At 68.8% G+C, this 26,896-nt stretch carries 21 protein-coding genes and 1 pseudogene; 10 read left to right on the top strand and 12 right to left on the bottom strand.

Features of this window, described 5'->3' with window-relative positions; genetic code table 11:
• Window positions 1–23: 23 nt before the first annotated feature.
• From ABT115_RS00905 to ABT115_RS00885, 5 genes are all read right to left on the bottom strand, one after another.
• A complete protein-coding gene (locus ABT115_RS00905) occupies window positions 24–740 on the bottom strand; it encodes an ABC transporter ATP-binding protein (RefSeq protein ID WP_351782342.1) in 717 nt (238 codons plus the stop codon).
• Window positions 737–1,621 carry an ABC transporter ATP-binding protein gene (locus tag ABT115_RS00900; RefSeq protein ID WP_351783025.1) on the bottom strand — a complete coding sequence of 295 codons (885 nt, stop codon included), beginning with the start codon at window positions 1,619–1,621 and terminating at the stop codon, window positions 737–739. The genes ABT115_RS00905 and ABT115_RS00900 overlap by 4 nt, the downstream gene beginning before the upstream one ends.
• 5 nt (window positions 1,622–1,626) lie before the next feature.
• Entirely contained in the window at window positions 1,627–3,489 is a 1,863-nt protein-coding gene (locus tag ABT115_RS00895) for a branched-chain amino acid ABC transporter permease (protein WP_351782339.1), read from the bottom strand.
• Between the two features lie 5 nt (window positions 3,490–3,494).
• The gene (locus ABT115_RS00890; protein ID WP_351782336.1) at window positions 3,495–4,424 is read right to left on the bottom strand and encodes a branched-chain amino acid ABC transporter permease; all 930 of its coding nucleotides are present in this window, start codon (window positions 4,422–4,424) and stop codon (window positions 3,495–3,497) included.
• 100 nt (window positions 4,425–4,524) lie between these two features.
• Window positions 4,525–5,733, bottom strand: coding sequence for a branched-chain amino acid ABC transporter substrate-binding protein (locus tag ABT115_RS00885; RefSeq protein ID WP_351783022.1), 1,209 nt, complete (start codon window positions 5,731–5,733; stop codon window positions 4,525–4,527).
• A gap of 678 nt (window positions 5,734–6,411) precedes the next feature.
• On the opposite strand from ABT115_RS00885, the pseudogene ABT115_RS00880 reads away from it, so the two are divergent.
• A pseudogene (locus ABT115_RS00880) lies at window positions 6,412–6,954 on the top strand (YciI family protein); the annotation flags it as partial.
• Between the two features lie 284 nt (window positions 6,955–7,238).
• On the opposite strand, the gene ABT115_RS00875 reads toward ABT115_RS00880, so the two are convergent.
• Both ABT115_RS00875 and ABT115_RS00870 read right to left on the bottom strand, forming a co-directional pair.
• On the bottom strand, window positions 7,239–7,709 hold the full coding sequence (locus ABT115_RS00875; protein WP_351782333.1) for a PaaI family thioesterase: 471 nt from the start codon (window positions 7,707–7,709) through the stop codon (window positions 7,239–7,241).
• 100 nt (window positions 7,710–7,809) lie between these two features.
• Window positions 7,810–10,113 (bottom strand): FdhF/YdeP family oxidoreductase, encoded by a 2,304-nt coding sequence (locus ABT115_RS00870; RefSeq protein WP_351782332.1) that lies wholly within the window; start codon window positions 10,111–10,113, stop codon window positions 7,810–7,812.
• Between the two features lie 159 nt (window positions 10,114–10,272).
• On the opposite strand from ABT115_RS00870, the gene polA reads away from it, so the two are divergent.
• Window positions 10,273–12,984, top strand: a complete 2,712-nt coding sequence (gene polA / locus ABT115_RS00865; RefSeq protein ID WP_351782330.1) for a DNA polymerase I — start codon at window positions 10,273–10,275, stop codon at window positions 12,982–12,984.
• Window positions 12,985–13,035: 51 nt separating this feature from the next.
• Here the strand turns inward: polA and ABT115_RS00860 are convergent, their stop codons facing one another.
• Window positions 13,036–13,875, bottom strand: a complete 840-nt coding sequence (locus tag ABT115_RS00860) for a DUF4184 family protein (RefSeq protein WP_351782328.1) — start codon at window positions 13,873–13,875, stop codon at window positions 13,036–13,038.
• A gap of 186 nt (window positions 13,876–14,061) precedes the next feature.
• On the opposite strand from ABT115_RS00860, the gene ABT115_RS00855 reads away from it, so the two are divergent.
• From ABT115_RS00855 to pgfA, 3 genes are all read left to right on the top strand, one after another.
• Complete coding sequence (locus tag ABT115_RS00855) at window positions 14,062–15,738, top strand: lytic transglycosylase domain-containing protein (RefSeq protein ID WP_351782326.1); 1,677 nt, start codon at window positions 14,062–14,064, stop codon at window positions 15,736–15,738.
• Window positions 15,739–15,880: 142 nt separating this feature from the next.
• A complete protein-coding gene (locus tag ABT115_RS00850) occupies window positions 15,881–16,021 on the top strand; it encodes an SPW_0924 family protein (RefSeq protein WP_351782324.1) in 141 nt (46 codons plus the stop codon).
• A gap of 37 nt (window positions 16,022–16,058) precedes the next feature.
• Window positions 16,059–17,069: a cell envelope lipid trafficking protein PgfA gene (gene pgfA / locus ABT115_RS00845; RefSeq protein WP_351782321.1), complete on the top strand. Its 1,011-nt coding sequence runs from the start codon at window positions 16,059–16,061 to the stop codon at window positions 17,067–17,069.
• A 194-nt stretch (window positions 17,070–17,263) separates the two neighbouring features.
• Here pgfA and hrpB read toward each other — a convergent pair whose 3' ends face one another.
• Together hrpB and ABT115_RS00835 are read right to left on the bottom strand one after the other, a co-directional pair.
• Window positions 17,264–19,792, bottom strand: coding sequence for an ATP-dependent helicase HrpB (hrpB, locus tag ABT115_RS00840; RefSeq protein WP_351782318.1), 2,529 nt, complete (start codon window positions 19,790–19,792; stop codon window positions 17,264–17,266).
• Window positions 19,793–19,854: 62 nt separating this feature from the next.
• A complete protein-coding gene (locus ABT115_RS00835) occupies window positions 19,855–20,667 on the bottom strand; it encodes a class I SAM-dependent methyltransferase (RefSeq protein WP_351782315.1) in 813 nt (270 codons plus the stop codon).
• 397 nt (window positions 20,668–21,064) lie between these two features.
• On the opposite strand from ABT115_RS00835, the gene rpsA reads away from it, so the two are divergent.
• From rpsA to coaE, 3 genes are all read left to right on the top strand, one after another.
• Entirely contained in the window at window positions 21,065–22,576 is a 1,512-nt protein-coding gene (gene rpsA, locus ABT115_RS00830; protein WP_351782312.1) for a 30S ribosomal protein S1, read from the top strand.
• 184 nt (window positions 22,577–22,760) lie between these two features.
• Window positions 22,761–23,699 (top strand): PAC2 family protein, encoded by a 939-nt coding sequence (locus ABT115_RS00825; RefSeq protein ID WP_351782309.1) that lies wholly within the window; start codon window positions 22,761–22,763, stop codon window positions 23,697–23,699.
• Window positions 23,700–23,737: 38 nt separating this feature from the next.
• A complete protein-coding gene (gene coaE, locus ABT115_RS00820) occupies window positions 23,738–24,340 on the top strand; it encodes a dephospho-CoA kinase (protein ID WP_351782307.1) in 603 nt (200 codons plus the stop codon).
• An 89-nt stretch (window positions 24,341–24,429) separates the two neighbouring features.
• Here coaE and ABT115_RS00815 read toward each other — a convergent pair whose 3' ends face one another.
• Entirely contained in the window at window positions 24,430–24,708 is a 279-nt protein-coding gene (locus tag ABT115_RS00815) for a DUF6343 family protein (protein WP_351782304.1), read from the bottom strand.
• A 90-nt stretch (window positions 24,709–24,798) separates the two neighbouring features.
• On the opposite strand from ABT115_RS00815, the gene ABT115_RS00810 reads away from it, so the two are divergent.
• Window positions 24,799–25,005, top strand: a complete 207-nt coding sequence (locus tag ABT115_RS00810; RefSeq protein ID WP_351782301.1) for a hypothetical protein — start codon at window positions 24,799–24,801, stop codon at window positions 25,003–25,005.
• Between the two features lie 128 nt (window positions 25,006–25,133).
• Here ABT115_RS00810 and ABT115_RS00805 read toward each other — a convergent pair whose 3' ends face one another.
• Window positions 25,134–25,481, bottom strand: a complete 348-nt coding sequence (locus tag ABT115_RS00805; protein WP_351783020.1) for a hypothetical protein — start codon at window positions 25,479–25,481, stop codon at window positions 25,134–25,136.
• A 240-nt stretch (window positions 25,482–25,721) separates the two neighbouring features.
• Between ABT115_RS00805 and ABT115_RS00800 the strand changes: the two genes are divergently transcribed.
• Complete coding sequence (locus ABT115_RS00800) at window positions 25,722–26,720, top strand: slipin family protein (RefSeq protein ID WP_351782298.1); 999 nt, start codon at window positions 25,722–25,724, stop codon at window positions 26,718–26,720.
• Window positions 26,721–26,896 lie beyond the last annotated feature (176 nt).

The raw sequence follows: 26,896 nt of genomic DNA, 5'->3' as shown, positions 1-26,896 counted from the left end.
TTACTCGTACGGTCGGGCGGGGTTCAGTCCTCGCCGAGGTAGGCCTTGCGGACGGACTCGTCGTGGAGGAGGTCTGCGCCGGTGCCGGAGAGGACGATCTTGCCGACCTCCATGACGTGGCCGTGGTCGGCGAGGGAGAGCGCGGCTTGGGCGTTCTGTTCGACGAGCAGGATGGTGGTGCCCTGGGCCTTGAGTTCGGCGATGGTCTCCATGATCTTCTGCATCATGATCGGGGAGAGGCCCATGGAGGGTTCGTCGAGCATCAGGAGTTTGGGCTGGCACATGAGGGCCCTGCCCATGGCGAGCATCTGCTGTTCGCCGCCCGAGAGGGTTCCGGCGGCCTGTTTGCGGCGTTCCCCGAGGATGGGGAAGAGGTCGTAGGCGCGCTGGATGTCCTTCTCGATGCCTGCCTTGTCGTTGCGGAGGTAGGCGCCGAGCTGGAGGTTCTCGGTGATCGTCAGCCGGGGGAAGATGTGGCGTCCCTCGGGGGAGTGGGCGAGGCCCAGGGAGACGATCTTGTGGGCGGGGATGTTGTTGAGCGGTTTGCCGTCGAAGGTGATGCTGCCGCCGACGGGTTTGAGGAGCCCGGAGAGGGTGCGCAGGGTGGTGGTCTTGCCGGCGCCGTTGGTGCCGATGAGGGTGACGACCTGGCCTGCTTCGACGGTGAAGGAGATGCCCTTGACGGCTTCGATCTTGCCGTAGGCGACGCGGAGGTCCTCGACCTCTAGCAGTGCGGTCATCGGGTGTCCTCCTCCTCGGTGCTGGTGGTGTCGGCGGTGTGGGTGGCGCCTGCTTCGGCGGCTTCGACCTCGGCGACTTCTTCGGCGCCGGGGGCGCCTTCGAAGGGGGTGCCGAGGTAGGCGGCGACGACGCGTTCGTCGCTCTGGACGATGTCGGAGGTGCCTTCGACGAGTTTTTCGCCCTGGACGAGGACGGCGACGCGGTCGCAGAGGTTGAAGATGAACCGCATGTCGTGCTCGATGACGAGGACGGCGATGCCCTGGTCACGGATGGCGAAGATGAGTTCTTCGGTGACGCGGGTTTCCTGCGGGTTCATGCCGGCGGTGGGCTCGTCGAGGAGCAGGAGTCCGGGGTCGCTGGCCAGTGCGCGGGCGATTTCCAGCTTGCGCTGGTCTCCGTAGGGGAGGTTGCGTGCGAGGTGGTCGGCCTTGTCCTGGAGGCCGATGAACTCCAGGAGTTCCATTGCTCGTTCGCGGCTGGCGTTCTCGGCCCTGGTGAAGCCGGGGAGTCGCAGGAGGGCGGACCAGAGGCCTTCCTTGGTCCTGGTGTGGCGTCCGACGAGGACGTTTTCCAGGACGGTCATGTTGGCGAAGAGCCGGATGTTCTGGAAGGTGCGGGCGATGCCTGCCTGGGTGACGAGGTGGGGCTTGGGCGGCAGGACGGTGCCCTTGTAGCTGACCTTGCCCTCGGTGGGGACGTACAGGCCGGTGAGGCAGTTGAAGAAGGTGGTCTTGCCGGCGCCGTTGGGGCCGATGAGGCCGACGATCTCGCCCGCGTTGACGGTGAGGTCGACTTTGCGTACGGCGGTGAGGCCGCCGAAGCGCATGGTGACGCCGCTGGCGTCGAGGACGGTGGTGGCGGTTTTCGTGGTGGTGGTCATGGTGGTCACGCCCCCGCCTTGGCGGTGCCGACGCCGGTCTCTTCGGACTGTCGTGGCTCCGGTACGTCGAGCTGGTCGGTTTCGTGGAATTCGAGCTGCTTCCTGCGGTCGGCGACCAGGCCTTCGGGGCGCAGGCGCATCAGGAGGATGAGTGCGACGCCGAAGAGGAAGAGTTGGTAGTCCTGCATGAACTGCAGTTTGGCCGGGATGAGGTAGAGCAGTGCGGCGCCGACGAGGGGTCCGCTGAGGGTTCCCATGCCGCCGAGGATGACGGCGGCGAGGAGGAAGGCGGAGTTGGGTGGTACGGAGCCGGCGAACTGGTATTGCTCGGGTGTCACTGTGTAGTTGACGTGTGCCTGGACGGTGCCGGCGAGGCCGGCGAGGGTGGCGCCGAGGGCGAAGGCGAGCAGTTTGAGCCGGAAGGCGTTGATGCCCATGGCGGTGGCTGCGGTTTCGTCTTCGCGGATGGCGACCCAGGCGCGGCCGATGCGGGATTCTCCGGAGCGGCGGAAGACGAGGACGACGACGGCGGTGAAGACGAGCATCAGCAGGTAGTAGTTGGCGGACCTGCCGAGGGTGAAGCCGAGGATGTCGTGCTTGAGCCCGAAGTCGAATCCGAAGAAGTTGAGGTCGGGGATGCTCGGGATGCCCTGGGAGCCGTTGGTGAGGTCGGGTCCGCTGTTGCCGTTGAGGTTGTTGACGGTGAGGCGGAAGATTTCACCGAAGCCGAGGGTGACGATGGCCAGATAGTCGCCGCGTAGTCGGAGTGTGGGTGCGCCGATGAGTACGCCGAAGACGAGCGAGGCTCCGGCGCCGGTCAGGACGGCGGCCCAGAAGGGGAATTCGACGCCGATGGCCGACATGGTGGAGCCGGAGACCAGGGCGGCGGCGTAGGCGCCGACGCCGAGGAAGGCGACGTATCCGAGGTCGAGGAGGCCGGCGAGGCCGACGACGACGTTGAGGCCGAGTGCCACGGTGCCGAAGATGAGGATGTTGGCGCCGATGAGCGCGTATTGCTCTTTCTGCTGCGTGAACGGGAAGCAGAAGGCTGCGACGAGGGCGGCGGCGAGTGTGATGTTGCGGTGCTTCGCGGTCAGTGCGGTGAGGCGGGAGACGAGTCCGGCCCGGTGGAGGGCGGTGAAGGCGAAGCCGGCGGTGATGAGGAAGCCGATGAAGAGTTCGGTGTAGTCGGTGTCGATGCCGTAGGCGAAGACGTAGAGGCCGATGCCGAACGAGGCGACGATGATGAGGATTTCGGCCCAGTCGGGGAGGGGTTTGGCGCGCGGCAGGGTGCGGTCGACCTTGCCGAGCCTGATGCGGCGGTGGAGCCAGACGAGCAGGGCGGCCGAGCCTGCGCCGACGAGCACGCCGAGGAGGATCAGGAGTGGCAGCTTCAGCCGGATCTTCGGGATGGACGCCCGGGTCTTGCGGTCCAGCGGCAGGCCCAGGGCGCCGAGTACGGCGATGAGTGTGGCTGCCGCGGCGACGTATCCGCCGGGTTCTAGGTTGGCGAGGCCGCCGAGGTCCACTGCGATGGCGATGACAGTGAACCAGGTGGTGGCCAGGGTGCCGAGGGCCAAGAAGAACGTGGCGTTGTTGCTGCCCAGGGGGTTCAGCCAGCCGAGGCCTCGGATGCCGTGGCCGGCGATGGCGAAGACCAGGGTGATGATTCCGCTGATGAGGGTGAGGACTTGGAGGCCGCCCGGGTAGCCGGTGACGGTGAGATCGCCGGGGAATTCTGAGGTCCAGGTCCATGCGAGGAACGTGGAGGCGATGGTGAGCGCGGCGCCGATCGCGGTGGTCGCTCGGGCTGCTGCCTGGGGCAGGGGGAGGACCGGTGTGATCTCGGTGTTGTTGTCGGTTGTCATCCGTATCACGCCCGATCCGCGACGCGTTCGCCGAGCAGACCTTGGGGTCGGATCAGCAGGACGACGATGAGGAGGACGAAGGCCCATACGTCCTTCCAGGCGCCGCCGCCGAAGAGTTCCATGCCGGGGACGTCGTTCATGTAGCCGGTGGCGAGGGACTCGGCGACGCCGAGTACGATGCCGCCGAGCATGGCGCCGTAGATGTTGCCGATGCCGCCGAGCACGGCTGCGGTGAAGGCTTTGAGGCCCATGAGGAAGCCCATTCTGAAGCCGATCGTGCCCTGCTTGAGTCCGTAGGCGACGGCGGCGATGGCGGCGAACGCGGCACCGATGGCGAAGGCCATGACGATGATGCGGTCGGTGTTGATGCCCATGAGCTTTGCGGTGTCGGGGTCCTGGCTGGTGGCTTGCATGCCGCGGCCGGTGCGGGTCTTGGAGACGAAGAGGCCGAGAGCGATCATGCAGAGGGGGGCGGTGATGAGGACGAAGAGGTCACCGCGTTGGATGTGGGCGCCGAGGATGTCGAAGGCGTCGCCCTTGAACTGGGGGAAGGAGCGGTCCTTCTTGGCGTCGGGGTACCACTTCCAGATGGCTTGCTGGAGGGCGAGGGAGAGTCCGATGGCGGTGATGAGGGGGGCCAGTCGGGGGGCGTTGCGCAGGGGCCGGTAGGCGAAGCGTTCGGCGGCTGCGCTGACGGCGACGGAGCAGATGACGCCGCCGATGATCATGAGTGGGATGATTGCGAGGAGGGAGACGCCGGCCGGCATCCAGAGGTACACGGTGAGAGCTCCGAAGCCTCCGATCATGAAGATCTCGCCGTGGGCGAAGTTGATGAGCTGGATGATTCCGTAGACCATCGTGTAGCCGATCGCGATGAGTCCGTACATCGCGCCGAGGATGAGTCCATTGGCCAGCTGTTGCGGCAGTTCGTTCACCGCAGGGCCTCCGTGGAGTGGTTCGGATATGGCACCGCGCGGGGCGCTGGTGGCGCTCCCGCGCGGTCTGGGTGGGTGTCAGGCCTGGCCCGGGAGCTTGTTACGGCTTGTAGGCCTCGCTGAGCTTGGAGGTCCACTTGCCGCCGTCGACCTGGTAGGCGGTCATCATGGTGTTGGTGGTGTCGCCGTACTCGTCGAAGGAGACGGGGCCGGTGACGCCGTCGAACTTGACCTTGGCCATGGCTGCGAGGACCTTGGCGCGGGCGTCGTCGGGGAGCTTGCCGTTGTTCTCGGCGACGGCGATTTTGACGGCCTCGATGATTGCCCAGGTGGCGTCGTAGGTGCCGCCGCCGTAGGCCTCGTAGGCGTCCTTGTATCCGGCCGTCTTGTAGTCCGCGATGAACTTCTTGGCGGAGTCGAGTTCCTCGACGGGCTTGCCGACGGAGGTGGCGATGTCGCCCTGGGCTTTCTTGTTGAGCTTGATGAAGTCGGCGCTGTACATGCCGTCGCCGCCCATGAGGGGGATCTGGACGCTGTCCTTGAGCTGCTGGCTCAGAGGTGCGCCGGCGGGGTACTCGCCGCCGTAGTAGACGGCCTTGGCGCCGGACTTCTTGACCTTGGTGACTACGGCGTTGAAGTCGCGGTCGTCGGGGTTGACGTGGTCGTTGCCGACGATCTTGCCGCCGAGGGTGGTGAAGGTGTTCTTGAAGGAGGCGGCGAGGCCGGCGCCGTAGGGCTTCTGGTCGTCGATGAGGTAGACCTGCTTGATCTTCGCGTCGTTGAAGAGGTACTTCGCTGCGAAGGCGCCCTGGATCTGGTCCGTGGTGGCGGTGCGGAAGTAGGTCTTGTAGGGGCGCTTCTTGTCGCCGGTCTTCCAGTTCTCGCCCTGGGTGAGTTCGGTGCCGGTGTTGGCGGGGGAGATCTGGGTGAGGCCGGCGTCGTTGAGCGGCTTCTGCATCGACTGGGAGACGCCGGAGTTGAGCGGGCCGACGACGCCGACGACGGTGTCGTCGTCGATGAATTTCTGGGCGTTCTGCTGGCCGACGGAGGGCTGTGCCTGGTCGTCGAGCGGCTTGACTTCGAACTTGATGCCGGGGACGGTCTTTTCCTTGTTGGCCGTCTTGGCGGCGAGGTCTGCGGAGTTCTTGATGCCGAGGCCGAGGGCGGACAGGTCGCCTGTGATGGGCGCGTCGACGCCGATGACGACGGTCTGGGTGTCGCCGCTGCTGCTGTTGTTGCTGTCGTCGCGCGACCCGCAGGCGGTGAGTGTCAGTGCTCCTGTGGTGAGCACTGTGGTGAGGATGAGCAACGAACGGTGTCGCACGAAAGGTCCTTTCCCTGGCGCGGCCTCCTCTGCTTGAGGTGCCGTGTCGTTCGCCGGGCCGTACTGGTTGGTACAGGGCCGTGCTGCAGACGCGCCCGGCGGCGCGGTGACTGGCGGTGACTCTAGGCGTAGGTGTGGGGGTCGGGGGTGGGTCCGCCGCAGGATGTGACTGTCTTGTTATGCCCTTGAGCAAGGCTTGAGGTGGCTGTGCCGACATGTACGGTTTTTCTACTGGTCGGTGAAGTGACCGGATGGCGTGAACTCGCAGCTCTGCTAAGGGGCTTGAGGTGATCTTGCTGCTGTCGCGGGGAGAGGGCCTGGTGAGGGCGTGATGGGTCGCCCGGCGTCTGGGGGTGGGGTTCGGAGTGTTGTGCGGAAACGTTTGCGCACTGCACGCTTGTTACGCACTGTTACATCGGCGTCGTTATGGTCGACGCGGTGTTGTGTGCGCGGGGTGCGTGTCGGGTCTGTCAGGGGTGCCGAGTTGGCCACACAACGGGCCGTAGGGTCAAGGGTGTTGGCCGGTTGAATTGTGCAACTCGACGCAATGACCGCGATGCGCTGCGCGGACTGCGCGCGGGCTCTGCCGGAGCAGGCCGCCGAGGAGGCGTCGCAGTGTGAAACCCGCTCGACCTGGCTACCTCAGTGAAGAGATCCTTGGGCATGGAATTTCTCTGTTACCACCGCGACCGGTCCGGCTCGCTGCCGCTGCGCGACGAGCTACTGGAAAAGCATTGGTCCTATATGGACCGGTACGCGAAGGAGATGATCGCCCGGGGCCCGACCCTCGCCGCCGACGGCAGCACACCCACCGGCAGCGTGCACATTGTCGACCTGCCCGATCCCGCCGCTGCCCGTGCGTTCGCCTTCGACGAGCCGAACTATCAGGCCGGCGTCTACCGGGACGTGTTGCTGCGACGGTGGCGCAACACGCTGGGGCGCACCATGTGGGACTTTCCCGGCGGCCGGATGGGCGGCAACCGGTATCTGGTGGTCGGCCTCGGCACGGGGCAGGGCGTCGACCTCGCAGTGCCGCCCGACCTGGACGAGCTGATCGCCTACGGGCCACTGCTGTCCGACGACGGCGTCACTTGGCTGGGCACCGCGTCGCTGGTCCGGGCGCCGGACCCGGACACGGCACGCGCCATCCTTACCCCGGACCGTTACGCCGACATTGAGGTGCACAACTGGCAGTTCGGCGGGCGCCGCGCCGACTGCTGCCCGCCGGAGCAGCACCTTCGACCGGCGTCGCAACCGTCCGGCAGAGCCGTGCCCGGCATGAGCCCCTGTGCCGCTTGCGACGCCTGATCCTCAGCCGGGTTGTTCGGCCGTGACGACCAGCACCGGCCCGCTTTGTTCGTTTGTGGGGAGCCGAAGTTCGGCGACCGGGCGCAGTCCAGCCTGTTCGATCAGGTCCATGAGTTGTTCCGGCCGCCATTTGTGTGTCGTCCAGCGAACGGGTACGCCTCCGTAGGCCCGTGCGCGGTCGGTCAGGCGGCGTTGGGCTGGGGTGCGTCGCGGAGCATGCAGGTGAGGCGGGCGGTGCAGACGCGCTTGTCGTGCTCGTCGGTGATGACGATCTCGTACGTGGCGGTGGAACGGCCGCGGTGTACGGGGGTGGCGACGCCCGTGACGAGTCCGCTCCGCACCCCTCGGTGATGGGTGCAGTTCAGGTCGACACCGACAGCGAGCTTGGTGGCGCCGCCGTGGAGCATGGAGCCGACGGAGCCGAGGGTCTCGGCGAGGACGGCGGAGGCGCCGCCGTGGAGCAGTCCGTACGGTTGGGTGTTGCCCTCGACGGGCATGGTGCCGACGACGCGGTCCGCGGAGGCTTCGACGATGGTGACGCCCATGCGCTCGCCGAGGTGGCCGGCGGAGAAGAGTGCGGGCAGGTCGACGCCGAGGGTGGCGTATTCGTCGATGATCTCCTGGGGGAACTTGGGTGCGGTGTGCTCGCCCATGGGGTTCGGCTCCGATCGTCTGCGTGATTCATAGCTTTATTGCTGTGCGTCGTTCTTATCAGACGACTGAGCGAACGCTTAGCGGGTTGTGAGGTACGCATCACCTCCGGGCGGTCTGCTCCTGGACGTTCCGTTCCTGGGTGTTCTCGAAGCGCACGACGACGGACTTGCTGGCGGGGGTGTTGCTGGTGTCGGCGGTGGAGCCGAGGGGGACCAGCACATTGGTCTCCGGGTAGTAGGCGGCGGCGCAGCCCCGGGCGGTCGGGTAGTGGACGATGCGGAAGCCGGGGGCGCGGCGCTCCACCCCGTCCTTCCATTCGCTGACGAGGTCGGTGTAGGCGCCGTCGGCCAGGCCGAGTGCGCGGGCGTCGTCGGGGTTGACCAGGACGATGCGGCGGCCGCCCTTGATGCCGCGGTAGCGGTCGTCGAGGCCGTAGACCGTGGTGTTGTACTGATCGTGTGAGCGCAGGGTCTGCAGCAGCAGCCTGCCTTCGGGGAGTTCGGGGTACTCGACGGGGGCGGCGGTGAAGTTGGCCCTGCCGGTTGCGGTGGGGAAGCGGCGTTCGTCGCGCGGGGCGTGCGGGAGGGTGAAGCCGCCGGGGTGTGCGACGCGGGCGTTGAAGTTTTCGAAGCCGGGGACGACGCGGGAGATGCGGTCGCGGATCGTCGCGTAGTCCTTCTCGAACTCTTCCCAGGGGGTGGCGGATCCGGGGCCGAGGACGGCGCGGGCGAGGCGGGCGACGATGGCGGGCTCGGAGAGCAGATGGGGGCTGGCCGGGGTGAGGTTGCCGCGTGAGGCGTGGACCATGCCCATGGAGTCCTCGACGGTGACGAACTGCTTGCCGCTCGCCTGGACGTCCTTGTCGGTACGGCCCAGTGTCGGCAGGATCAGCGCGCGGGTGCCGGTCACGGCGTGCGAGCGGTTGACCTTGGTGGAGACGTGGACGGTGAGGCGGGCGCGGCGCATGGCGGCTTCGGTGACGTCCGTGTCGGGGGTGGCTGCGACGAAGTTGCCGCCCATGGCGAAGAAGACTTTGGCGTCGCCGTCGCGCAGGGCCTGGATGGAGCGGACGACGTCGTAGCCGTGGTGGCGCGGTGAGGTGATGGAGAATTCCTTGTCGAGTGCGTCGAGGAATTCGGGTGCGGGCCGTTCGAAGATGCCCATGGTGCGGTCGCCCTGGACGTTGGAGTGGCCGCGGACGGGGCAGACTCCGGCGCCGGGGCGGCCGATGTTGCCGCGCAGCAGGAGGAAGTTGACGACTTCGCGGATGGTCGGCACGGAGTGCTTGTGCTGGGTGAGGCCCATGGCCCAGCACACGATGGTGCGCTTCGAGGCGAGGACCATCGCGAGGGCCTCTTCGATGGCGCTGCGGTCGAGGCCGGTGGCGGCGAGGGTCTGCTCCCAGTCGGCTTCGCGGGCCGCGGCCGCGAACTCCTCGTAACCATGGGTGTGTTCCCGTACGAAGGTTTCGTCGACGGCGCCCTCGGTGTCCAGGATCATTTTGTTGAGGAGCCGGAAGAGGGCCTGGTCGCCCCCGATACGGATCTGCAGGAAGAGATCGTTGAGCGCGGCGCCCTTGATCATGCCGAGTGGGGTCTGCGGGTTCTTGAACCGCTCCAGACCGGCCTCGGGCAGCGGATTCACCGAAATGATCTTCGCGCCTGCGGACTTGGCCTTCTCCAGGGCGGAGAGCATCCGGGGATGGTTCGTGCCGGGATTCTGCCCGGCGACGATGATCAGGTCCGCCTGGTGGACATCCTTCAGTGAGACGCTGCCCTTGCCGATGCCGATGGTTTCCGTCAGTGCCGAGCCGGAGGATTCGTGGCACATGTTGGAGCAGTCGGGGAGGTTGTTCGTGCCGAACTCGCGGGCGAACAGCTGGAGCAGGAACGCGGCCTCGTTGCTGGTGCGTCCCGAGGTGTAGAAGAGGGCCTCGTCGGGGGAGGCGAGCGCGCGCAGTTCCTCGGCGATGATGCCGAAGGCGCGTTCCCAGGTCACTGCCTCGTATCGCTCGGCGCCCTCGGGGAGGTACATCGGCTGGGTGATCCGCCCCTGCTGACCCAGCCAGTACCCGCTGCGCGAGGCGAGGTCGGCGACCGGGTGCGCGGCGAAGAATTCGGGGGTGACACGGCGCAGCGTCGCCTCTTCGGCGACGGCCTTGGCACCGTTCTCGCAGAATTCCGCCGTGTGTCGTTGGTCGCCCTCGGGCCAGGCGCAGCCGGGGCAGTCGAAGCCGTTTTTCTGGTTGACCTTGAGGAGGGTCTGCGCGGTGCGCCGCAGGCCCATCTGCTGCTGGGCGGTGAGCAGGCTGTGCGCGACGGCCGGCAGTCCGGCGGCGGCGTGCTGTGCTGCGACCCGCGGCGCATCCTGGATCGGGTCACCTGTGGGCGGCTTCGTGGCCATTTCGTGCTCCCCTCTGGGCCGACAGCGAATCTGCGCAGTGCGCTGTACGCGTTGATGCGGTGCGTGTTCCTTCGCCGATCCTGTCATGAGGTACCGACAGAGCGTCCGGCGAGCCATGGCCGGTCGGGATTGTCGGTGGTCCGTGGCAGGATCGAGGGCGTGGCTGAGACGGCATCGAAGAAGACGGCAGACAACCGACCGCGCCTGCTCCTGATGGACGGGCACTCCCTGGCGTACCGGGCGTTCTTTGCGCTGCCTGCGGAGAATTTCACGACAGGGTCGGGGCAGCCGACGAACGCGGTGTACGGTTTCGCGTCGATGCTGGCGAACACGCTGCGTGATGAGGCGCCGACGCATTTCGCGGTGGCGTTCGACGTCTCCCGCAAGACCTGGCGTTCGGAGGAGTTCCCCGAGTACAAGGCGAACCGTTCGAAGACCCCGGACGAGTTCAGGGGCCAGGTCGAGCTGATCGGCGAGCTGCTCGACGCGATGCACGCCGACCGTTTCGCGGTCGACGGCTTCGAGGCGGACGATGTCATCGCCACGCTGGCCACGCGGGCCGAGGCGGCGGGCTTCGAGGTGCTGATCGTGACCGGTGACCGGGATTCGTTCCAGTTGATCACGGACAATGTCACCGTGCTGTACCCGACGAAGGGCGTCTCGGAGCTGACGCGTTTCACTCCGGCGAAGGTCGAGGAGAAGTACGGGCTCACGCCGCAGCAGTACCCGGACTTCGCGGCACTGCGCGGTGACCCGTCGGACAACCTTCCGGGCATTCCCGGCGTGGGTGAGAAGACGGCAGCGAAGTGGATCAATCAGTTCGGTTCGTTCGCCGATCTGGTGGAGCGCGCCGATGAGGTCAAGGGCAAGGCAGGTCAGAATTTCCGGGACCGCCTGGATACGGTGCGGCTCAATCGCAGGCTGACCGAGATGGTCCGCGATGTGGAGCTGCCGAAGACTCCGCAGGACCTGGAGCGCGCACCGTACGACCGCACTGCGGTGACAGGCGTGCTGGACGTTCTGGAGATCCGTAACCCGAGCCTGCGCGAGCGGCTGCTGGCCGTCGACCCGGGCGCGGCCGAGGCCGAACCCGCGGCTCCGGCCGCGGGCATCGAGCTGGACGGCGTGGTGCTGGGCGCCGGCGAGCTGGCGCCCTGGCTCGCCGAGCACGGCGGGCAGCCGCTCGGCGTCGCCACCGTCGACACCTGGGCGGTGGGCAGTGGCACGGTCACCGAGATCGCGCTCGCCGCGGCCGGCGGGGCGGCGGCCTGGTTCGACCCTGCCGAGCTCGACGAGGGCGACGAGCAGGCGTTCGCCGCCTGGATCGCCGACGCGCGGCGGCCGAAGGTCATGCACAACGCGAAGAGCGCCATGCGGGTCTTCCCCGAGCACGGCTGGCAGGTCGACGGCGTCACGATGGACACCGCGCTCGCCGCCTATCTGGTGAAGCCCGGCCGCCGTTCCTTCGCGCTGGACGCGCTGGCGGTGGAGTATCTGGGCCGGGAGCTGGCCCCCGCGGCGGCGTCCGACGGCCAGCTGGCCTTCGGTGCGGACGACCGGGCCGAGGCCGAGGCCCTGATGACACAGGCCCGTGCGGTCCTGGATCTGGGCAATGCGTTCACCACCCGGCTGGCAGAGGTCGGCGCGGCCGAGCTGCTGCATGGCATGGAGCTGCCGACGTCCGCTCTGCTGGCCCGTCTGGAACGGCACGGCATCGCGGCCGACCGGGCCCATCTGGAAGGCATGGAGCAGCAGTTCGCCGGTGCGGTGCAGCAGGCGGTGAAGGAGGCGCACGCCGCGGTCGGCCGTGAGTTCAACCTCGGTTCGCCCAAGCAGCTCCAGGAAGTTCTCTTCGGCGAGCTGGGCCTGCCCAGGACGAAGAAGACGAAGACCGGGTACACGACGGACGCCGACGCCCTGGCCTGGCTCGCCGCACAGACCGAGCACGAGCTGCCGGTCATCATGCTGCGCCACCGTGAGCAGGCGAAGCTGCGGGTCACCGTCGAGGGCCTGATCAAGACGATCGCGGCGGACGGCCGTATCCACACCACGTTCAACCAGACAGTGGCGGCGACCGGGCGGCTCTCCTCCACCGACCCCAACCTGCAGAACATCCCGGTCCGTACGGACGAGGGCCGGGCCATCCGCCGGGGCTTCGTCGTCGGCGAGGGCTTCGAAACGCTGATGACGGCCGACTACAGCCAGATCGAACTGCGGGTGATGGCCCACCTCTCCGAGGACGCGGGCCTGATCGAGGCGTTCACCTCCGGCGAGGACCTGCACACCACTGTCGCCTCGCAGGTATTCGGCGTCGGCAAATCGGCCGTCGACCCGGAGATGCGCCGCAAGATCAAGGCCATGAGCTACGGACTCGCGTACGGGCTGTCCGCGTTCGGCCTCTCCCAGCAGCTGAACATCGAGGCGGGTGAGGCGCGCGGCCTGATGGACACCTACTTCGAGCGGTTCGGCGGAGTGCGTGACTATCTGCACCGTGTGGTGGAGGAGGCCAGGGCAACCGGCTACACGGAGACGGTCTTCGGACGCCGCCGTTACCTCCCCGACCTCAACAGCGACAACCGCCAGCGCCGCGAGATGGCCGAGCGGATGGCGCTCAACGCACCGATCCAGGGCACAGCAGCGGACATCGTCAAGGTCGCCATGCTCCAAGTCGACCGGGCGCTGACCGAGGCGAATCTGAAGTCCCGGATGCTGCTCCAGGTCCATGACGAAATCGTTCTGGAGATCGCCGAGGGCGAGCGGGCACAGGTGGAGGAGATCGTCCGCCACGAGATGTCCACGGCCGTGCAGTTGCGCGCCCCGCTGGATGTCTCGGTGGGTGTCGGCACGGACTGGGAGTCCGCAGCACACTGACGCGGCGGCGCCGGACGGGTCAGGGGGCTCGCTCAGGACACTCCTGGCGAGTCAGGCCCGTCCGGCGGCCGTGGGCACGCAAGAGCGCGACCGCCGCAGCCGCATCCACGCCCCGTACAGCACCAGGCCCGCCGCCAGTCCCGCCCCGGCGCCGAAGCACGCGGTCGGGATGATGTCCAGCGGGGTGTCGATGTGCCCGAAGTACGCATACCAGCGTGCGCAGCGGTGCATGACACCGAGCAGGACGCAGACGCTCAGCAGGACCCCTGCCGACCACCGCCCCCGGCGGCCCAGCACCGGCACGGACGGCGGGGTGGGGCGTGCCCCGGTCCGCCGCAGTCCCGAAGCCGTGAACCAGGCGAGCACGGCCAGTGCCGCCGCCGAACTGCCGTACTGCACCAACTGGAACACGGGAAGCCCTCCGACGTTCCCGTCGAGCACCGGCACCAACCGCACACCCCACCGGTCGTGATGGGTGAAGGCGTCCCAGACGACATGGGTGACGGACCCGATGACCGCCGACAGCACGAACCACCCACCGTCCCGGACACCCCAAGCCCCCCGGCCGGATCCGTGCCGCTGCCCTCGCACGAACGCATGCGCCCGCCCCTGCCAGGCCCTCGGAAGCAGCGCCACCAACGGTTCGCGCAGCAGCAGCCACAGCGCCACCACGGCCGCGGTGATCAGCACATCGACAGTGAACACGCCCCACACCGAGTGGGTGACCCGACCGAACTCCATGGCACCCGGGATCGCGGTGTCCGCGTAGTACGTCATGTCGGGGGCGAACGAACCGGAGACGAGGGCAGAGGCGAGAAGCGGCCCGCGCGCCGTTCCGTTCCGCCGCATACCCGGCAACACGGCAGCGGCATGACTGAGTGTGAACGGCATGGCGGCAAGTATGCGCGAGCCGCCGCCACTTGCCCGACGACCGCCGTACAACTTGCTGTCCGGAACGTGAAAAACAGGTGAGAACCGGTCAGTGCACGGTGTTGCGGCGGCACAAGTTGCCGTAGGGTCGCCTGAGTCCTGGCGCTGGGGAGCGCGGACAGCCGTCGAAGGGGAGGGGCCACAGGTATGGCAGCGCAATTCGGTCGCCGACTTCGCAAGGGGGCGACCACGACCGCTGTGGCCGCAGTCGCCGTGGCGGCACTCTCCGCCTCAGGTGCTCCTGGCGCAACGCTGGCCACCGGGAGCGGCGATCAGCAGTCCGCCGGAACGACACCTTCACCCGACGACAGCGCGGCCACCGGCAACTCGCCGTACTACACGGACCTGCCCCCGCTGAACACGCCCAACAAGCCGGGAACCACAACCGGTCTGCCCATCACCGGCAGTGCGGAATCCGGCATACCGGCTTCGATCCTGGCCGCATACAAGAAGGCCGAACAGACCGTCGCTGGCAGCGACGCCGCCTGCCGGCTGCCGTGGCAACTGCTCGCCGCGATCGGCAAGGTCGAGTCCGGCCAGGCACGCGGCGGCAGGGTCGACGCGAACGGCACCACGTTCTCGCCGATCCTCGGCCCGGTCCTCGACGGCCGGGGCTTCGCCATGATCAAGGACACCGACAACGGGGCGTACGACGGGGACTCGACGCACGACCGTGCCGTCGGCCCGATGCAATTCATCCCGTCCACCTGGGCGACCTGGGGCCAGGACGGCAACGGAGACGGCCGCAAGGACCCCAACAACATTTACGACGCGGCGCTCGCCGCCGGACGCTATCTCTGCGCCGGCTCCCGCGATCTGTCCATCGCCGCGGATCTCGACCGTGCGGTCCTGAGCTACAACCACTCGGACGCCTACCTCCGTACGGTCCGCTCCTGGTTCGACTACTACAAGCGCGGCACCCATGAGGTCCCCGACGGCACCGGCGCGGTCCCGCCGGGCCTCGGTGGCGGTACGGGCCCGAGCCCGAGCCCGAACCCAGGCACTCCCGGCGCTTCGCCGTCCCCGACTCCGCCGCGGAAGCCGCAGAAGCCGCAGAAGCCGCAGAAGCCGGGCGGCGGCACTCCGACCACTCCGAAGCCCACCCCGCCCACGCCCCCACCGTCCCAGACCCTCGCGGGTGTGGAGAACGCCGGCACCGGAGCGCTCACCGCCACCGCGGGCGACGACTTCGCCGAGCGGATCAAGGTGCGGGCCAAGAACAAGCTCGGCGGCCCGCTCGCCAAGGTGCCCGTGACCTTCACCATCACCGGTGACACGGACGCCACCTTCGCCGGCGGGAAGAACGCGGTCACCCTGGTCACCGGAGCCGACGGCACGGTCACCGCCCCCGTTCTGCAGGCGGGCGAAACGACCGGGAAGTTCACGGTTCGGGCCGCTGCCACCGGCCGCTCGCTGCCCGCCGTCACCTACACCGCGACCGTCACCGCCCGGCAGGCCGACGCGATCGCCAGGACCGACGACAAGGCGCTGACCGCCGCGCCCGGCGCCGAGTTCGCCGACACCGTCGAGGTCAAGGCCACCTACAAGGACGCGATCGCCGCAGGTGTCGCCGTAACCGCAACCATGATCACCGACGCCGCGGAGCCGGCCGAGAACGACAAGGGCCCGTACTTCAAGGACGCGGCCGGCAAGCCGGTCCGTACCCTCACGGACCTCAAGACCGACGCCGACGGCATCCTGAAGCTCCCGAAGATCTACGCCGACGACACCGCCGGCACGTACAAGCTGCGTCTCACCACCGAGGGCGGCGCCACAGTCGTCATCGAGCTCAAGGTCGAGGCCCCGGCGGCCCCCGCTGCCTGACCCGCTCGGCCGCACGTCACGACAGCCCCTCCGCCGCCACGCGGCAGAGGGGCTGTTCCACGTGTTCTCATCTCACGCCCGCATTGCTACGGTGCCCCAACCCTGACGCCCCATCAGATCCGTGCTTTCCGGGAGGACCGGCATGCGTGCCCTCGTCGCCGCCGCCATCGGGCTGGCCGCAGCCCTCGCGCTCGTGTTCACGATCAGCGCGATCGGCGCGCCACCCGGAGAGACCTCGCCCAAACCCCTGCTGACCACCGTCCCGGGCCCCAAGAGCCAGTAACCGGAAGAAGCAACAGAAGCTGAGGGAGGGCATCACCATGCGCCGCCGAGCCAGCCTCGTACTCCTGGCCTTCGCCGTCTTCTTCGCCGCCATGTCGCCACTGCTGCGCTGGTACGCCTTCCCCAGGCTGGCGAAGATCCCGCCCAGTCAGTACCAGGAGATGGTGCTGGAGGCGAAGCCCGCCACGCTCCTCGACTACAACGACAACATGAAGGTCAAGCAGGTCCCGAAGGTCACGATCGTGCAGACCCTCAAGGGCAATGTGGAGGAGTCCGAGAAGATCGAGCGCAGCGCCGGCCGCGACGTCGTCGTCTGGGACTCCCTCAGCTACGTCGCCGACCCGAACGGCAAAATGGTCTCCCAGATCCCTGAGCGCTACATCTTCGACGCCCACAGTCAGGCCCCCGTCCACGCCACCGGCGAATCGGTCGACGGCGATCCGGTCAGGCGCGAGGGCATCGAGTTCAAGTGGCCCTTCCTCACGGAGAAGCGCGACTACGAGTACTTCGACGCCCAGACCCGGACGAGTTCACCCATCCACTACAAGGGCACCCGCACCTTCCGCGGCATGGACGTCTACTACTTCGAGCAGACCATCCCGTGGACCAAGGTCCCGATGCCGAAGAAGATGCCCATCAAGGGCGTCACAGCGGAGCAGGTCGCCAAGACGGGCATGACCCGTTGGTACACCACCAAGCGGATGTTCTGGGTCGACCCGGTCACCGGAGCGCCTGTCAACGGCGAGGAGATCCACGCGGAGGAGCTGCGCAACGCCAAGGCGATGGGCATGTCCCAGGACACCGTCACCGCGTTCGCCGGGCATGTGAAGATGCGCGAGGACTACATCGATTCGACCGTTGCCCTGGTCAAGTCCCAGCGTGTGCTGATCCTGCTGCTCACCTCGTACCTGCCCTGGGGATTCGTCCTCCTCGCCGCCGGACTGCTCGCGCTCGCCCTGTGGCTGGAGGCGCGCTCCCGGCGCCCGGACGGCGAACTGCCCGGCGGCGCACCGCCATCCGCCCCGGACCCGGAACCTACTCCCGCCTGAGCCGCGCCCCAGAGGGCCCGGCGGTAGGCTTCGCGGCGTCGCGGGGCTGGGGCACGCACCTCGCGGCGTTGTCGTCAATCACCAACGCTCCTTCCCCGAGCTCTCGGCTGCGCTCGAGCAGGGGAGACCCCATCTGATTCAAGCCACCGCCTTGCGATGCACGCACCCCAGCCCCGCTCCTTCACCCGCGCTGCCTACCGCCGGGATTTCGTGAACCGGGTCGCCTCCACCGTCGTGGGGTCCTTCGGCCACGGATGCTTCGGATAGCGGCCGCGCAGCTCCGCCCGCACAGCCCGGTAGCCGTCCCGCCAGAACGACGCCAGATCCGCGGTGACGGCCGCGGGACGGCCGGCGGGGGAGAGGAGATGGACCAGAACCGGCACACCGGCCACCCTCGGAGTCTCCTGCAGGCCGAACAGCTCCTGGAGCTTCACCGCGAGTACGGGCTGCGCCCCGCCGTACTCCACCCTGATACGGGAGCCGCTCGGCACCTCGATCCGCTCCGGCGCCAGCTCGTCCAGGCGGGCCGCCTCACCGGTCGCCCACGGCAGCAGCCGCCGCAATGCCTGCCCCGCGTCGATCCGCGCCAGATCGGAGCGCCGCCGGACCCGTGACAGCTCGGGCTCCAGCCACTCCTCGGTACGGTCCAGCAGCGCACCGTCCGACACATCCGGCCAGGGCGCACCCGACGTCCGGTGCAGAAAGGCGAGCCGCTCCCGCAGATGCCCGGTCTCACGCGTCCAGCGCAGCAGCCCGAGCCCTTCGCGACGCAGGCCCTCGATCAGCGCCTCGCGCACCAGCTCGGGCGCCGGCTCCTTCAGCGGGCGCACCGACAGCTCGACGGCACCCAGCCGCTCCACCCGGCGCGCCACCACATCGCCCTCGGCCCAGCGGACCTCCTCGCCCGCGAACCGCAGATGCCCGGCGGCCGTCCGCGCCGTGTCCTCGTCGATGACGGCGGCGAGCCGCACCCGGGCGGACGCCGCGTGCGCGGGCCGGTCGGCGACCGCGACCGCCAGCCACGGCACACTGCGCAGCCCGGACCCCTCCCGCAGCTGCGCCTCCGTACCCGACGCCATCAGGAACGCCCCCTCGCCCCGGGCCCGCGCCACCCGCTCCGGGAATGCCAGCGCGGCCACCAGGCCGACGGCTCCATCGTCCGGACCGGAACCCCCACCCACATCCTTGACCGACGAGGACAGCCGCCGGACCTCCTGCCGCCAACGCGCCGCATAGCCGTCCCCGCCTCGCCGGGCGGTACGCAGCGCGGCAGCCAGATCGTCGCCGTACTCCCGCGGCGGCTCCTCGCTCAGCAGCGCCACCACCTCGGCCGCCCGTCGCCCGCCCACCTCGGCGGCGCCGTCCAGCAGGGCCCGTGCCAGGCGCGGGTGGAGGCCGAGCCGGGACATTCGTACGCCCCGGCCGGTCACCCGTCCGCCGGCGTCCACGGCGCCGACCGCCGTCAGCACTTCGCGGGCCGCGGTCATCGCACCCGCGGGCGGCGGATCGAGCAACGCCAGCCCCGACGCGTCCGGATCGCCCCAGCACGCTGCCTGCAGCGCGAACGCCGCCAGATCCGCGACCTTGATCTCCGGCGACGGGAACCGCGACAGCCGCCCGTCCTCCGCCTGCTCCCAGCACCGGTACACCGCCCCTGGCGCCTCACGCCCGGCCCGGCCCGCCCGCTGCCTCCCCGTCGCCTGCGACGCCCGTACCGTCGTCAGCGAGCCCAGCCCCCGCGCGTGATCGGTACGCGGCTCCCTGGCGAGCCCGGAGTCGACCACGACCCGCACACCGGGCACCGTCAGGGACGACTCCGCCACCGAGGTCGCCAGCACCACCCGCCGGCTGCCGGACGACCCGGCCAGCACCGCCTCCTGCACAGCCGCCGGAGCCCGCCCGTGGACCTGGAGCACCTCGGCGGCCACCCCTGCCAGCTGCCCCGCGACCCGTGCGATCTCGCCGACGCCGGGCAGGAAACACAGCACATCGCCGTCCCGTTCGGCGAGCGCCCGGCGCACCGTCGAGGCGACATGCGTCAGCAGCGCCGGATCGACCCTTCCCCAAGCTCTCGGCTGCGCTCGAGCCGGGGATACCCCATTCCCCTGCGGCGGCCGCACCGGTCCGGCGGGCGGTGCCCAGACCACCTCCACCGGATGCGAAACACCCTGCGCCTCCACCACCGGGGCGTCGCCCAGCAGCCGTGCCCAGCCTTCCGCGTCCGTCGTCGCGGACGCGGCCACCAGCCGCAGATCGGGCCGGATCGCCTCCCGCACGTCAAGCAGGAACGCCGCGACCGTGTCCGCGTCCAGGTGCCGCTCATGGCACTCGTCGATGATCACCGCGTCGACCCCGGCCATCTCCTGGTCGCGCTGCAGCCGCTGGAGCAGCACCCCGGTGGTCACCACCTCCACCACGGTGTCGCGCCCCACCACCCGCTCCCCGCGGACCGTGAAACCCACCCGTCCGCCGGCCGACTCGCCGATGAGCCACGCCATCCGCCGCGCCGCCGCCCGTGCGGCGATCCGCCGCGGCTCGGCGACTACCACCCTGCGCACCGGGCCGCCCCCCACCAGACCGGCCAGGACCAGCGGTACGAGGGTCGTCTTGCCGGTGCCCGGCGGCGCGCACAGCACCGCGGCACCGCAGTCGTCGAGCGCCCGCTCCAGGGCGGGCACAGCGGTGCGTACGGACAACTGGTCCAGGGCGTGGGTACGGATCACGCCCCCAGTCTCGTACGGGGCGCCGTGGCTTCCGTACCGCGAGGCCGGTCCCGGCCCCCGTATCAATCCCGTACGCAGACGAAGATCGCCGTCCCCGGGATCAGATTCCCGCGCAGCGGGGACCAGCCGCCCCACTCCTGGTTGTTCCAGGCGGGCCACTCCGGTTCGACGAGATCGATCAGCCGGAATCCGCCGGCCACCACGTCCCGCACCCGGTCGCCCAGCGTCCGGTGGTGCTCGACGTACACGGCATTGCCCTGTTCGTCCTGCTCGACATAGGGAGTGCGGTCGAAGTACGAGGCCACGACCGAAAGTCCCTCGGGTCCCGGCTCGTCCGGGAACGCCCAGCGGACCGGATGCGTCACCGAGAAGACCCAGCGGCCTCCGGGGCGCAGCACCCGGTGCACCTCGCGGAACACCTGCAGGGGATCGGCGACGAACGGCACCGCGCCATAGGCCGAACACGCCAGGTCGAAGGAGCCGTCCCGGAACGGCAGCACCCCGGCGTCCGCCTCCACCAGGGGGACTTCGTCGCCGATCCGCAGCGCGTGCTGCAGCTGTCGGTGCGAGAGGTCCAGGGCCACCGGACGGGCGCCCTTGGTGGCCAGCCAGCGCGAGCACTGCGCCGCGCCCGCACCGATCTCCAGGATGTCCAGGCCCTTCAGCGACTCGGCGGGGCCGAGCAGACCGGCCTCGGCCTCGTCGAGCCCTTCCGGACCCCAGACGAAACGGGCGTCGCCGAGGAAGGCGCCGTGGTCGCTCTGGTACTCGTCGGCGTTCCGGTCCCACCAGCCGCGACTGGCCCGGCTGCTCTCGGCCTCCGACGCGCTGCGGCGAGTCGCTTCGGGTTCGGCCGCGTAGATCTCTTGGCTCATCGTGTCCGTCGCTGTAGTTTGCATTTACCCGCCCGCACACGGCATGTACCCAGGGGCACCCGTGAGTACGGCGCATACCCACACATTGTCTCCCCGGGGCCGATGTGGCCTCGGAGAACAAGAATTGTGCCGGATATGCGCCCTTGTGCCCCCGGTGTGGGCCTTCGCGCATTGACCGTGCCCAGCTGCCCCCGTATGCTACAAGTTGCGCTGCGAGCCTGCGCGCCTCAGACATAGCAGGCCGCGCTCGCGTCTGTTGCATGTCCCCTCGGTTCACGAGGCGCCTCCCGTTCAGCGGGTTCCGCGCTTCCCGGGCTGTCCGGCTTCTGCAGAGGCGATACGGGCTCCGGCGTAGCAGTACCTACGACTCACTGTCCGTACCGGAGCCCTTTCCCACATGACGAGCAGCACCGAGACCACCGCCACCACCCCGCAGGTAGCGGTCAACGACATCGGTAACGAGGAAGCCTTCCTCGCCGCGATCGACGAGACGATCAAGTACTTCAACGACGGCGACATCGTCGACGGCGTCATCGTGAAGGTCGACCGGGACGAGGTCCTGCTCGACATCGGTTACAAGACCGAAGGTGTCATCCCCTCCCGCGAGCTTTCGATCAAGCACGACGTCGACCCCAATGAGGTCGTCAAGGTCGGCGACGAGATCGAGGCCCTGGTTCTCCAGAAGGAGGACAAGGAAGGCCGCCTCATCCTGTCCAAGAAGCGCGCTCAGTACGAGCGTGCCTGGGGCACGATCGAGAAGATCAAGGAAGAGGACGGCATCGTCACCGGTACCGTCATCGAGGTCGTCAAGGGTGGTCTCATCCTCGACATCGGCCTCCGTGGCTTCCTGCCGGCCTCCCTCGTCGAGATGCGCCGCGTCCGCGACCTCCAGCCCTACGTGGGCAAGGAGCTCGAGGCCAAGATCATCGAGCTGGACAAGAACCGCAACAACGTGGTCCTGTCCCGCCGTGCCTGGCTGGAGCAGACCCAGAGCGAGGTCCGCCAGACGTTCCTCACGACCCTGCAGAAGGGCCAGGTCCGCTCCGGCGTCGTTTCCTCGATCGTCAACTTCGGTGCGTTCGTGGACCTCGGCGGCGTCGACGGTCTCGTGCACGTCTCCGAGCTGTCCTGGAAGCACATCGACCACCCCTCCGAGGTTGTCGAGGTCGGCCAGGAGGTCACCGTCGAGGTTCTCGACGTCGACATGGACCGCGAGCGCGTCTCGCTGTCGCTCAAGGCGACGCAGGAAGACCCGTGGCAGCAGTTCGCCCGTACGCACCAGATCGGGCAGGTCGTTCCCGGTAAGGTCACCAAGCTCGTTCCGTTCGGTGCGTTCGTGCGCGTCGACGAGGGCATCGAGGGCCTGGTCCACATCTCCGAGCTGGCCGAGCGCCACGTGGAGATCCCGGAGCAGGTCGTCCAGGTCAACGACGAGATCTTCGTCAAGGTCATCGACATCGACCTCGAGCGTCGCCGCATCAGCCTCTCGCTGAAGCAGGCCAACGAGTCCTTCGGTGCCGACCCGGCCTCGGTCGAGTTCGACCCGACCCTGTACGGCATGGCTGCGTCCTACGACGACCAGGGCAACTACATCTACCCCGAGGGCTTCGACCCCGAGACCAACGACTGGCTCGAGGGCTACGAGACCCAGCGCGAGGCGTGGGAGACGCAGTACGCCGAGGCGCAGCAGCGCTTCGAGCAGCACCAGGCCCAGGTCATCAAGTCCCGCGAGGCCGACGAGGCCGCTGCTGCCGAGGGCGCTGCCGCCCCGGCCGGTGGCGCCCCGGCTGCCTCCGGCGGCAACGGTGGTGGCTCGTACTCCTCGGAGTCCGCGGACAACTCCGGCGCCCTGGCGTCGGACGAGGCCCTGGCTGCCCTGCGTGAGAAGCTGGCGGGCGGCCAGAGCTGACGCTCTGCCCCTCCAGCCGGTGATCGGCTGCAGTAGCTGAAAGTGAGGCCCGCTCCCTTCGGGGAGCGGGCCTCACTCGTATCAGCGGCGCGGTGCATGAAACGCCAGGTGAACGGGCACGGTCCGGGAATGCCCGTGCCACGCCGGGCGTTCTTCTTCAAGAACACGAGGAGGAGCGGTAACCGTGCCTGATCCGCAGAGTTTGTACGAATGGGAGCCGAAGGGACTGGCCGTCGTCGACATGGCGCTCGCCCAGGAGTCGGCCGGTCTGGTCATGCTCTACCACTTCGACGGATACATCGACGCGGGCGAGACCGGTGAGCAGATCGTCGACGGTCTGCTGGAAACGCTGCCGCACCAGGTCGTCGCCAGCTTCGACCACGACCGGCTCGTCGACTACCGCGCACGGCGCCCGCTGCTGACCTTCCGGCGCGACCGATGGACGGCCTACGAGACCCCGACGCTCGACGTCCGGGTCGTCCAGGACGCCACCGGCGCGCCCTTCCTGCTGCTTTCCGGTCCCGAGCCGGACGTGGAGTGGGAGCGCTTCGCCGTCGCTGTCGAGCAGATCGTCGAGCGGCTCGGTGTCCGCCTCGCGGTGAACTTCCACGGCATCCCGATGGGCGTCCCGCACACCCGCCCCGTCGGCATCACCCCGCACGGCAACCGCACGGACCTCATGCCCGGCCACCGCAGCCCGTTCGACGAGGCGCAGGTGCCCGGCTCGGCCGAGGCACTGGTGGAGTACCGGCTGATGGAGGCCGGACACGACGTCCTCGGCGTCGCTGCCCATGTGCCGCACTACGTGGCCCGCTCCGCCTACCCGGACGCGGCGCTCACCGCCCTGGAGTCGATCACGGCCGCGACCGGCCTGGTTCTGCCGACCGTCGCCCATGCGCTGCGCACGGAGGCCCACCGCACCCAGACGGAGATCGACCGGCAGATCGACCAGGGCGACGAGGAGCTCGTCTCGCTCGTGAAGGGCCTTGAGCACCAGTACGACGCGGTCGCGGGCTCCGAGACCCGGGGTAATCTGGTCGCCGAGCCGCTCGACCTGCCGTCCGCCGACGAGATCGGTCTCGAGTTCGAGCGGTTCCTCGCGGAGCGCGAGGGGGATGCCTGACCGGCTGCCCCGTCACCCCTCGTACTAGGCTGCCCGGCATGCTGAAAGTGGGCCTGACCGGTGGGATCGGCGCCGGCAAGAGCGAAGTGTCACGACTGCTCGTCCGATACGGGGCCGTGCTGATCGACGCGGACCGCATCGCCCGGGAAGTCGTCGAGCCGGGAACCCCTGGGCTTGCGGCCGTCGTCGACGCGTTCGGTGTCGGCATCCTCACCGCCGAAGGCACCCTGGACCGGCCGAAGCTCGGCTCGATCGTCTTCTCCGACGCCGACCGGCTCGCCACCCTCAACGCGATCGTCCACCCACTGGTCGGCGCCCGCTCCGCCGAACTGGAGCGGGCCGTGCGTCCCGACTCGGTCGTCGTCCATGACGTCCCCCTCCTCGCCGAGAACGGCCTCGCCCCCCTGTACGACCTGGTGGTCGTCGTGGATGTCAGTCCCGAGACCCAACTTGACCGGCTCGTACGGCTGCGCGGCATGACCGAGTCCGAGGCCCGCGCCCGCATGGCCGCGCAGGCCACCCGGGAGCAGCGGCGTGCCGTGGCCGACCTGATCGTCGACAACGACGGACCGCTGGAGGAGCTGGAGCCGCAGGTCCGCAAGGTCTGGTCGGAGCTGACCCAGCGGGCCGCAGGTATCTGAAGGCGGCGCGCTTCCGGTCGGCAGACTGACGCCCGCCGCCGGGCCCTGGCATGCGCCGGAACCCGTCCCGGCCCCGGGGCGCGCCTGCATCAGTGCCCGTACCTGCCGCGTCCGCCGTGGTCGGGTTCGTACGGCGGGATATTGCGGCCCGGCTGGTAGTGCGGGCCCTGATGGATGTGGTGGATGATCACCGCAATGTCCACAAGGACCAGCAGGAGCAGTAGACCGCAGGCCGCTGCCCAGCCCGGGCGGCCGGTCAGCGTGAAGGCAGCCAGGCCGAAGACGGCCCAGGCCAGCCCCCATAGACTCAGGCAGAGCCGCAGCCGCAGAGGGCTGCGGGCTGTCGTCGGTTCATTCCCGGTACGCATGGCGATCGCCTCTCCTACCAGCATGGACCCGCGGCGGCGATTGCGACTCGTCGACTTCGGATTGAGGGGAACGCGCGTGAACGGCACATCGTGGGGCGACCGTACCGGCCGCAGGGCGAGGGGCCGGGGCTGTCTGCTGGGCGGGGCGGCGCGCTCCACGGGGACGTACACCTTCCGTCGTCCTGGCTGGTGGCGCCCGAAGGGCGAGCGCTGATCACCGAGGTGGCCGACGATCTGTGCGTGGAGTTCGAGCGCGCGGTCGTGTGGCCTGCCGACCGCTACCCCACGGTGTACTGACGGTTCGGCCATACGGCTTCGGCGCCGACGATCCGCCAGTACACCAGGCGGTGACTGCTCGTCAGACCGTCAGCATCTTGGCGCGCAGCGCGGCCACCGTCGCGTCGTCGGACTTTCGCGCACGCCGGTCAGTGGACCGTGCTGAAGCTGCGCCACGGGAGGGCGCTGACCCCCTTGACGTCACTGAAGGTGGTTGCGAGGTACGTCGTACCCGGACCGGTGCAGTCGGGTGTGTGGTACAGGATGATGTCGATCAGGGTGCCGTTGCTCACTTCCTTGGCGCCCGCGGGATCGAGCCGGTGGCAGCCCCTGACCGACGGGCTGTTCACCATGATCACGGCGTCTCGCTCGGTCGTGTAGCTGACCGGCCCGACCGCGGTCCGGCCGAGGCTGGAGCAGCCCGCGACGGTCAGGGTCAGGAGCGCGGTCCCGGCTGCGATGCCGAGACGGCAACGTCGGTGATCGATCACGGGCATGGGCGGGTCCTCGTCTGTCTCGTCCGGCTCATCCGTCAGCACTGTGCAGGCCACGGATGACGTGCTGACGCTGGTCACCCTGCCTGCTCCTGGGCGACTCGGCATCCGGTGCGCGGCTGGCCGGGCGACAGCCGCGCCGGGCGGGACCCGACCCGTGTTCATATCGGTTGATATTGGGCATACCGTGGTAATAGGGACTGCTTCAGTGGTTCAGATGTTTCCGGCTTTCAGGGGGCCGTCATGGTCCAGGAGCTCGTGATCGCAATAGTTGCGGCTGCCTCGGTGGGTGGGCTGTACGCGGCGGCTGCGGCCAAGATCGTCAAGCAGTACGAGCGGGGCGTCGTGCTGAGGCTCGGCAGGCTCCGTGACGACGTGCGAGGGCCCGGATTCACCATGGTGATCCCCGGTGTCGAGCGGCTGCGCAAGGTCAATATGCAGATCGTGACGATGCCGGTTCCCGCACAGGACGGCATCACACGGGACAACGTGACGGTGCGGGTGGACGCGGTCATCTACTTCAAGGTGGTCGATGCGGCGAGTGCCCTGATCCAGGTGGAGGACTATCGCTTCGCGGTGTCGCAGATGGCGCAGACCTCACTGCGGTCGATCATCGGTAAGAGCGATCTGGACGATCTGCTCTCCAACCGCGAGAAACTGAATCAGGGTCTTGAGCTGATGATCGACAGTCCGGCGGTCGGATGGGGTGTGCAGATCGACCGGGTGGAGATAAAGGACGTGTCCCTACCGGAGACGATGAAGCGCTCCATGGCCCGCCAGGCCGAGGCCGACCGTGAGCGGCGGGCCCGGGTCATCAACGCGGACGCCGAGCTCCAGGCGTCGAAGAAGCTGGCAGAGGCGGCGAAGGAGATGTCCTCGCAGCCGGCCGCGCTCCAGCTGCGCCTGCTGCAGACGGTGGTGGCGGTCGCGGCCGAGAAGAACTCCACCCTTGTGCTGCCGTTCCCGGTGGAGCTGCTCCGCTTCCTGGAGAGGGCGCAGCATCCCGTACAGCAGCCCGCGACGCAGCCGCAGCAGCCCGCACAGCCGCAGCGCCCCGCGCAGTCTCAGCCACGACCACGTCCACGGCCGCGGCCACAGCCGCCGTCCGGGGCTCCTGCGCCCGCGCCCGCGCCCGCTGCTCCCGCTCCCGCTGCTCCCGCTCCCGCTGCTCCCGCGCCCGCTGCTCCCGCAGCCGCCGCGCCTGAGCGGCCTCCTCGTCCGAAGCCGCTCGCCAGGCACTGAGCTGAGAGGCTGTCCGTGCCGGACCGGCCCCGCTCCGTGGACCGGCCGGGTCGGTCCATACTGTATTTGACCTGCTGGAATGCGGGTGAACGACCGGTTGTCAGACCCCCCGCCTAGACTCGCAGGAGTCATAAGGATCAAGCGGATCAAGAGGATCGCGGCGGGACGGGAGGGGA

The sequence above is a fragment of the Streptomyces sp. NPDC001832 genome, from assembly GCF_040297265.1.
Taxonomy (GTDB): Bacteria; Actinomycetota; Actinomycetes; order Streptomycetales; family Streptomycetaceae; genus Streptomyces.
The sequence above is the reverse complement of the archived record's forward strand: the minus strand, read 5'-3'. Positions and strand labels throughout refer to the sequence as shown.

Coding starts and splice junctions, on each gene's coding strand:
- ABT115_RS00905 (WP_351782342.1), bottom strand. CDS start 740: ATGACCGCACTGCTAGAGGTCGAGGACCTCCGCGTCGCCTACGGCAAG.
- ABT115_RS00900 (WP_351783025.1), bottom strand. CDS start 1,621: ATGACCACCACCACGAAAACCGCCACCACCGTCCTCGACGCCAGCGGC.
- ABT115_RS00895 (WP_351782339.1), bottom strand. CDS start 3,489: ATGACAACCGACAACAACACCGAGATCACACCGGTCCTCCCCCTGCCC.
- ABT115_RS00875 (WP_351782333.1), bottom strand. CDS start 7,709: ATGGGCGAGCACACCGCACCCAAGTTCCCCCAGGAGATCATCGACGAA.
- ABT115_RS00870 (WP_351782332.1), bottom strand. CDS start 10,113: ATGGCCACGAAGCCGCCCACAGGTGACCCGATCCAGGATGCGCCGCGG.
- ABT115_RS00860 (WP_351782328.1), bottom strand. CDS start 13,875: ATGCCGTTCACACTCAGTCATGCCGCTGCCGTGTTGCCGGGTATGCGG.
- ABT115_RS00855 (WP_351782326.1), top strand. CDS start 14,062: ATGGCAGCGCAATTCGGTCGCCGACTTCGCAAGGGGGCGACCACGACC.
- ABT115_RS00850 (WP_351782324.1), top strand. CDS start 15,881: ATGCGTGCCCTCGTCGCCGCCGCCATCGGGCTGGCCGCAGCCCTCGCG.
- pgfA (WP_351782321.1), top strand. CDS start 16,059: ATGCGCCGCCGAGCCAGCCTCGTACTCCTGGCCTTCGCCGTCTTCTTC.
- ABT115_RS00835 (WP_351782315.1), bottom strand. CDS start 20,667: ATGAGCCAAGAGATCTACGCGGCCGAACCCGAAGCGACTCGCCGCAGC.
- rpsA (WP_351782312.1), top strand. CDS start 21,065: ATGACGAGCAGCACCGAGACCACCGCCACCACCCCGCAGGTAGCGGTC.
- coaE (WP_351782307.1), top strand. CDS start 23,738: ATGCTGAAAGTGGGCCTGACCGGTGGGATCGGCGCCGGCAAGAGCGAA.
- ABT115_RS00815 (WP_351782304.1), bottom strand. CDS start 24,708: ATGCGTACCGGGAATGAACCGACGACAGCCCGCAGCCCTCTGCGGCTG.
- ABT115_RS00805 (WP_351783020.1), bottom strand. CDS start 25,481: ATGCCCGTGATCGATCACCGACGTTGCCGTCTCGGCATCGCAGCCGGG.
- ABT115_RS00800 (WP_351782298.1), top strand. CDS start 25,722: ATGGTCCAGGAGCTCGTGATCGCAATAGTTGCGGCTGCCTCGGTGGGT.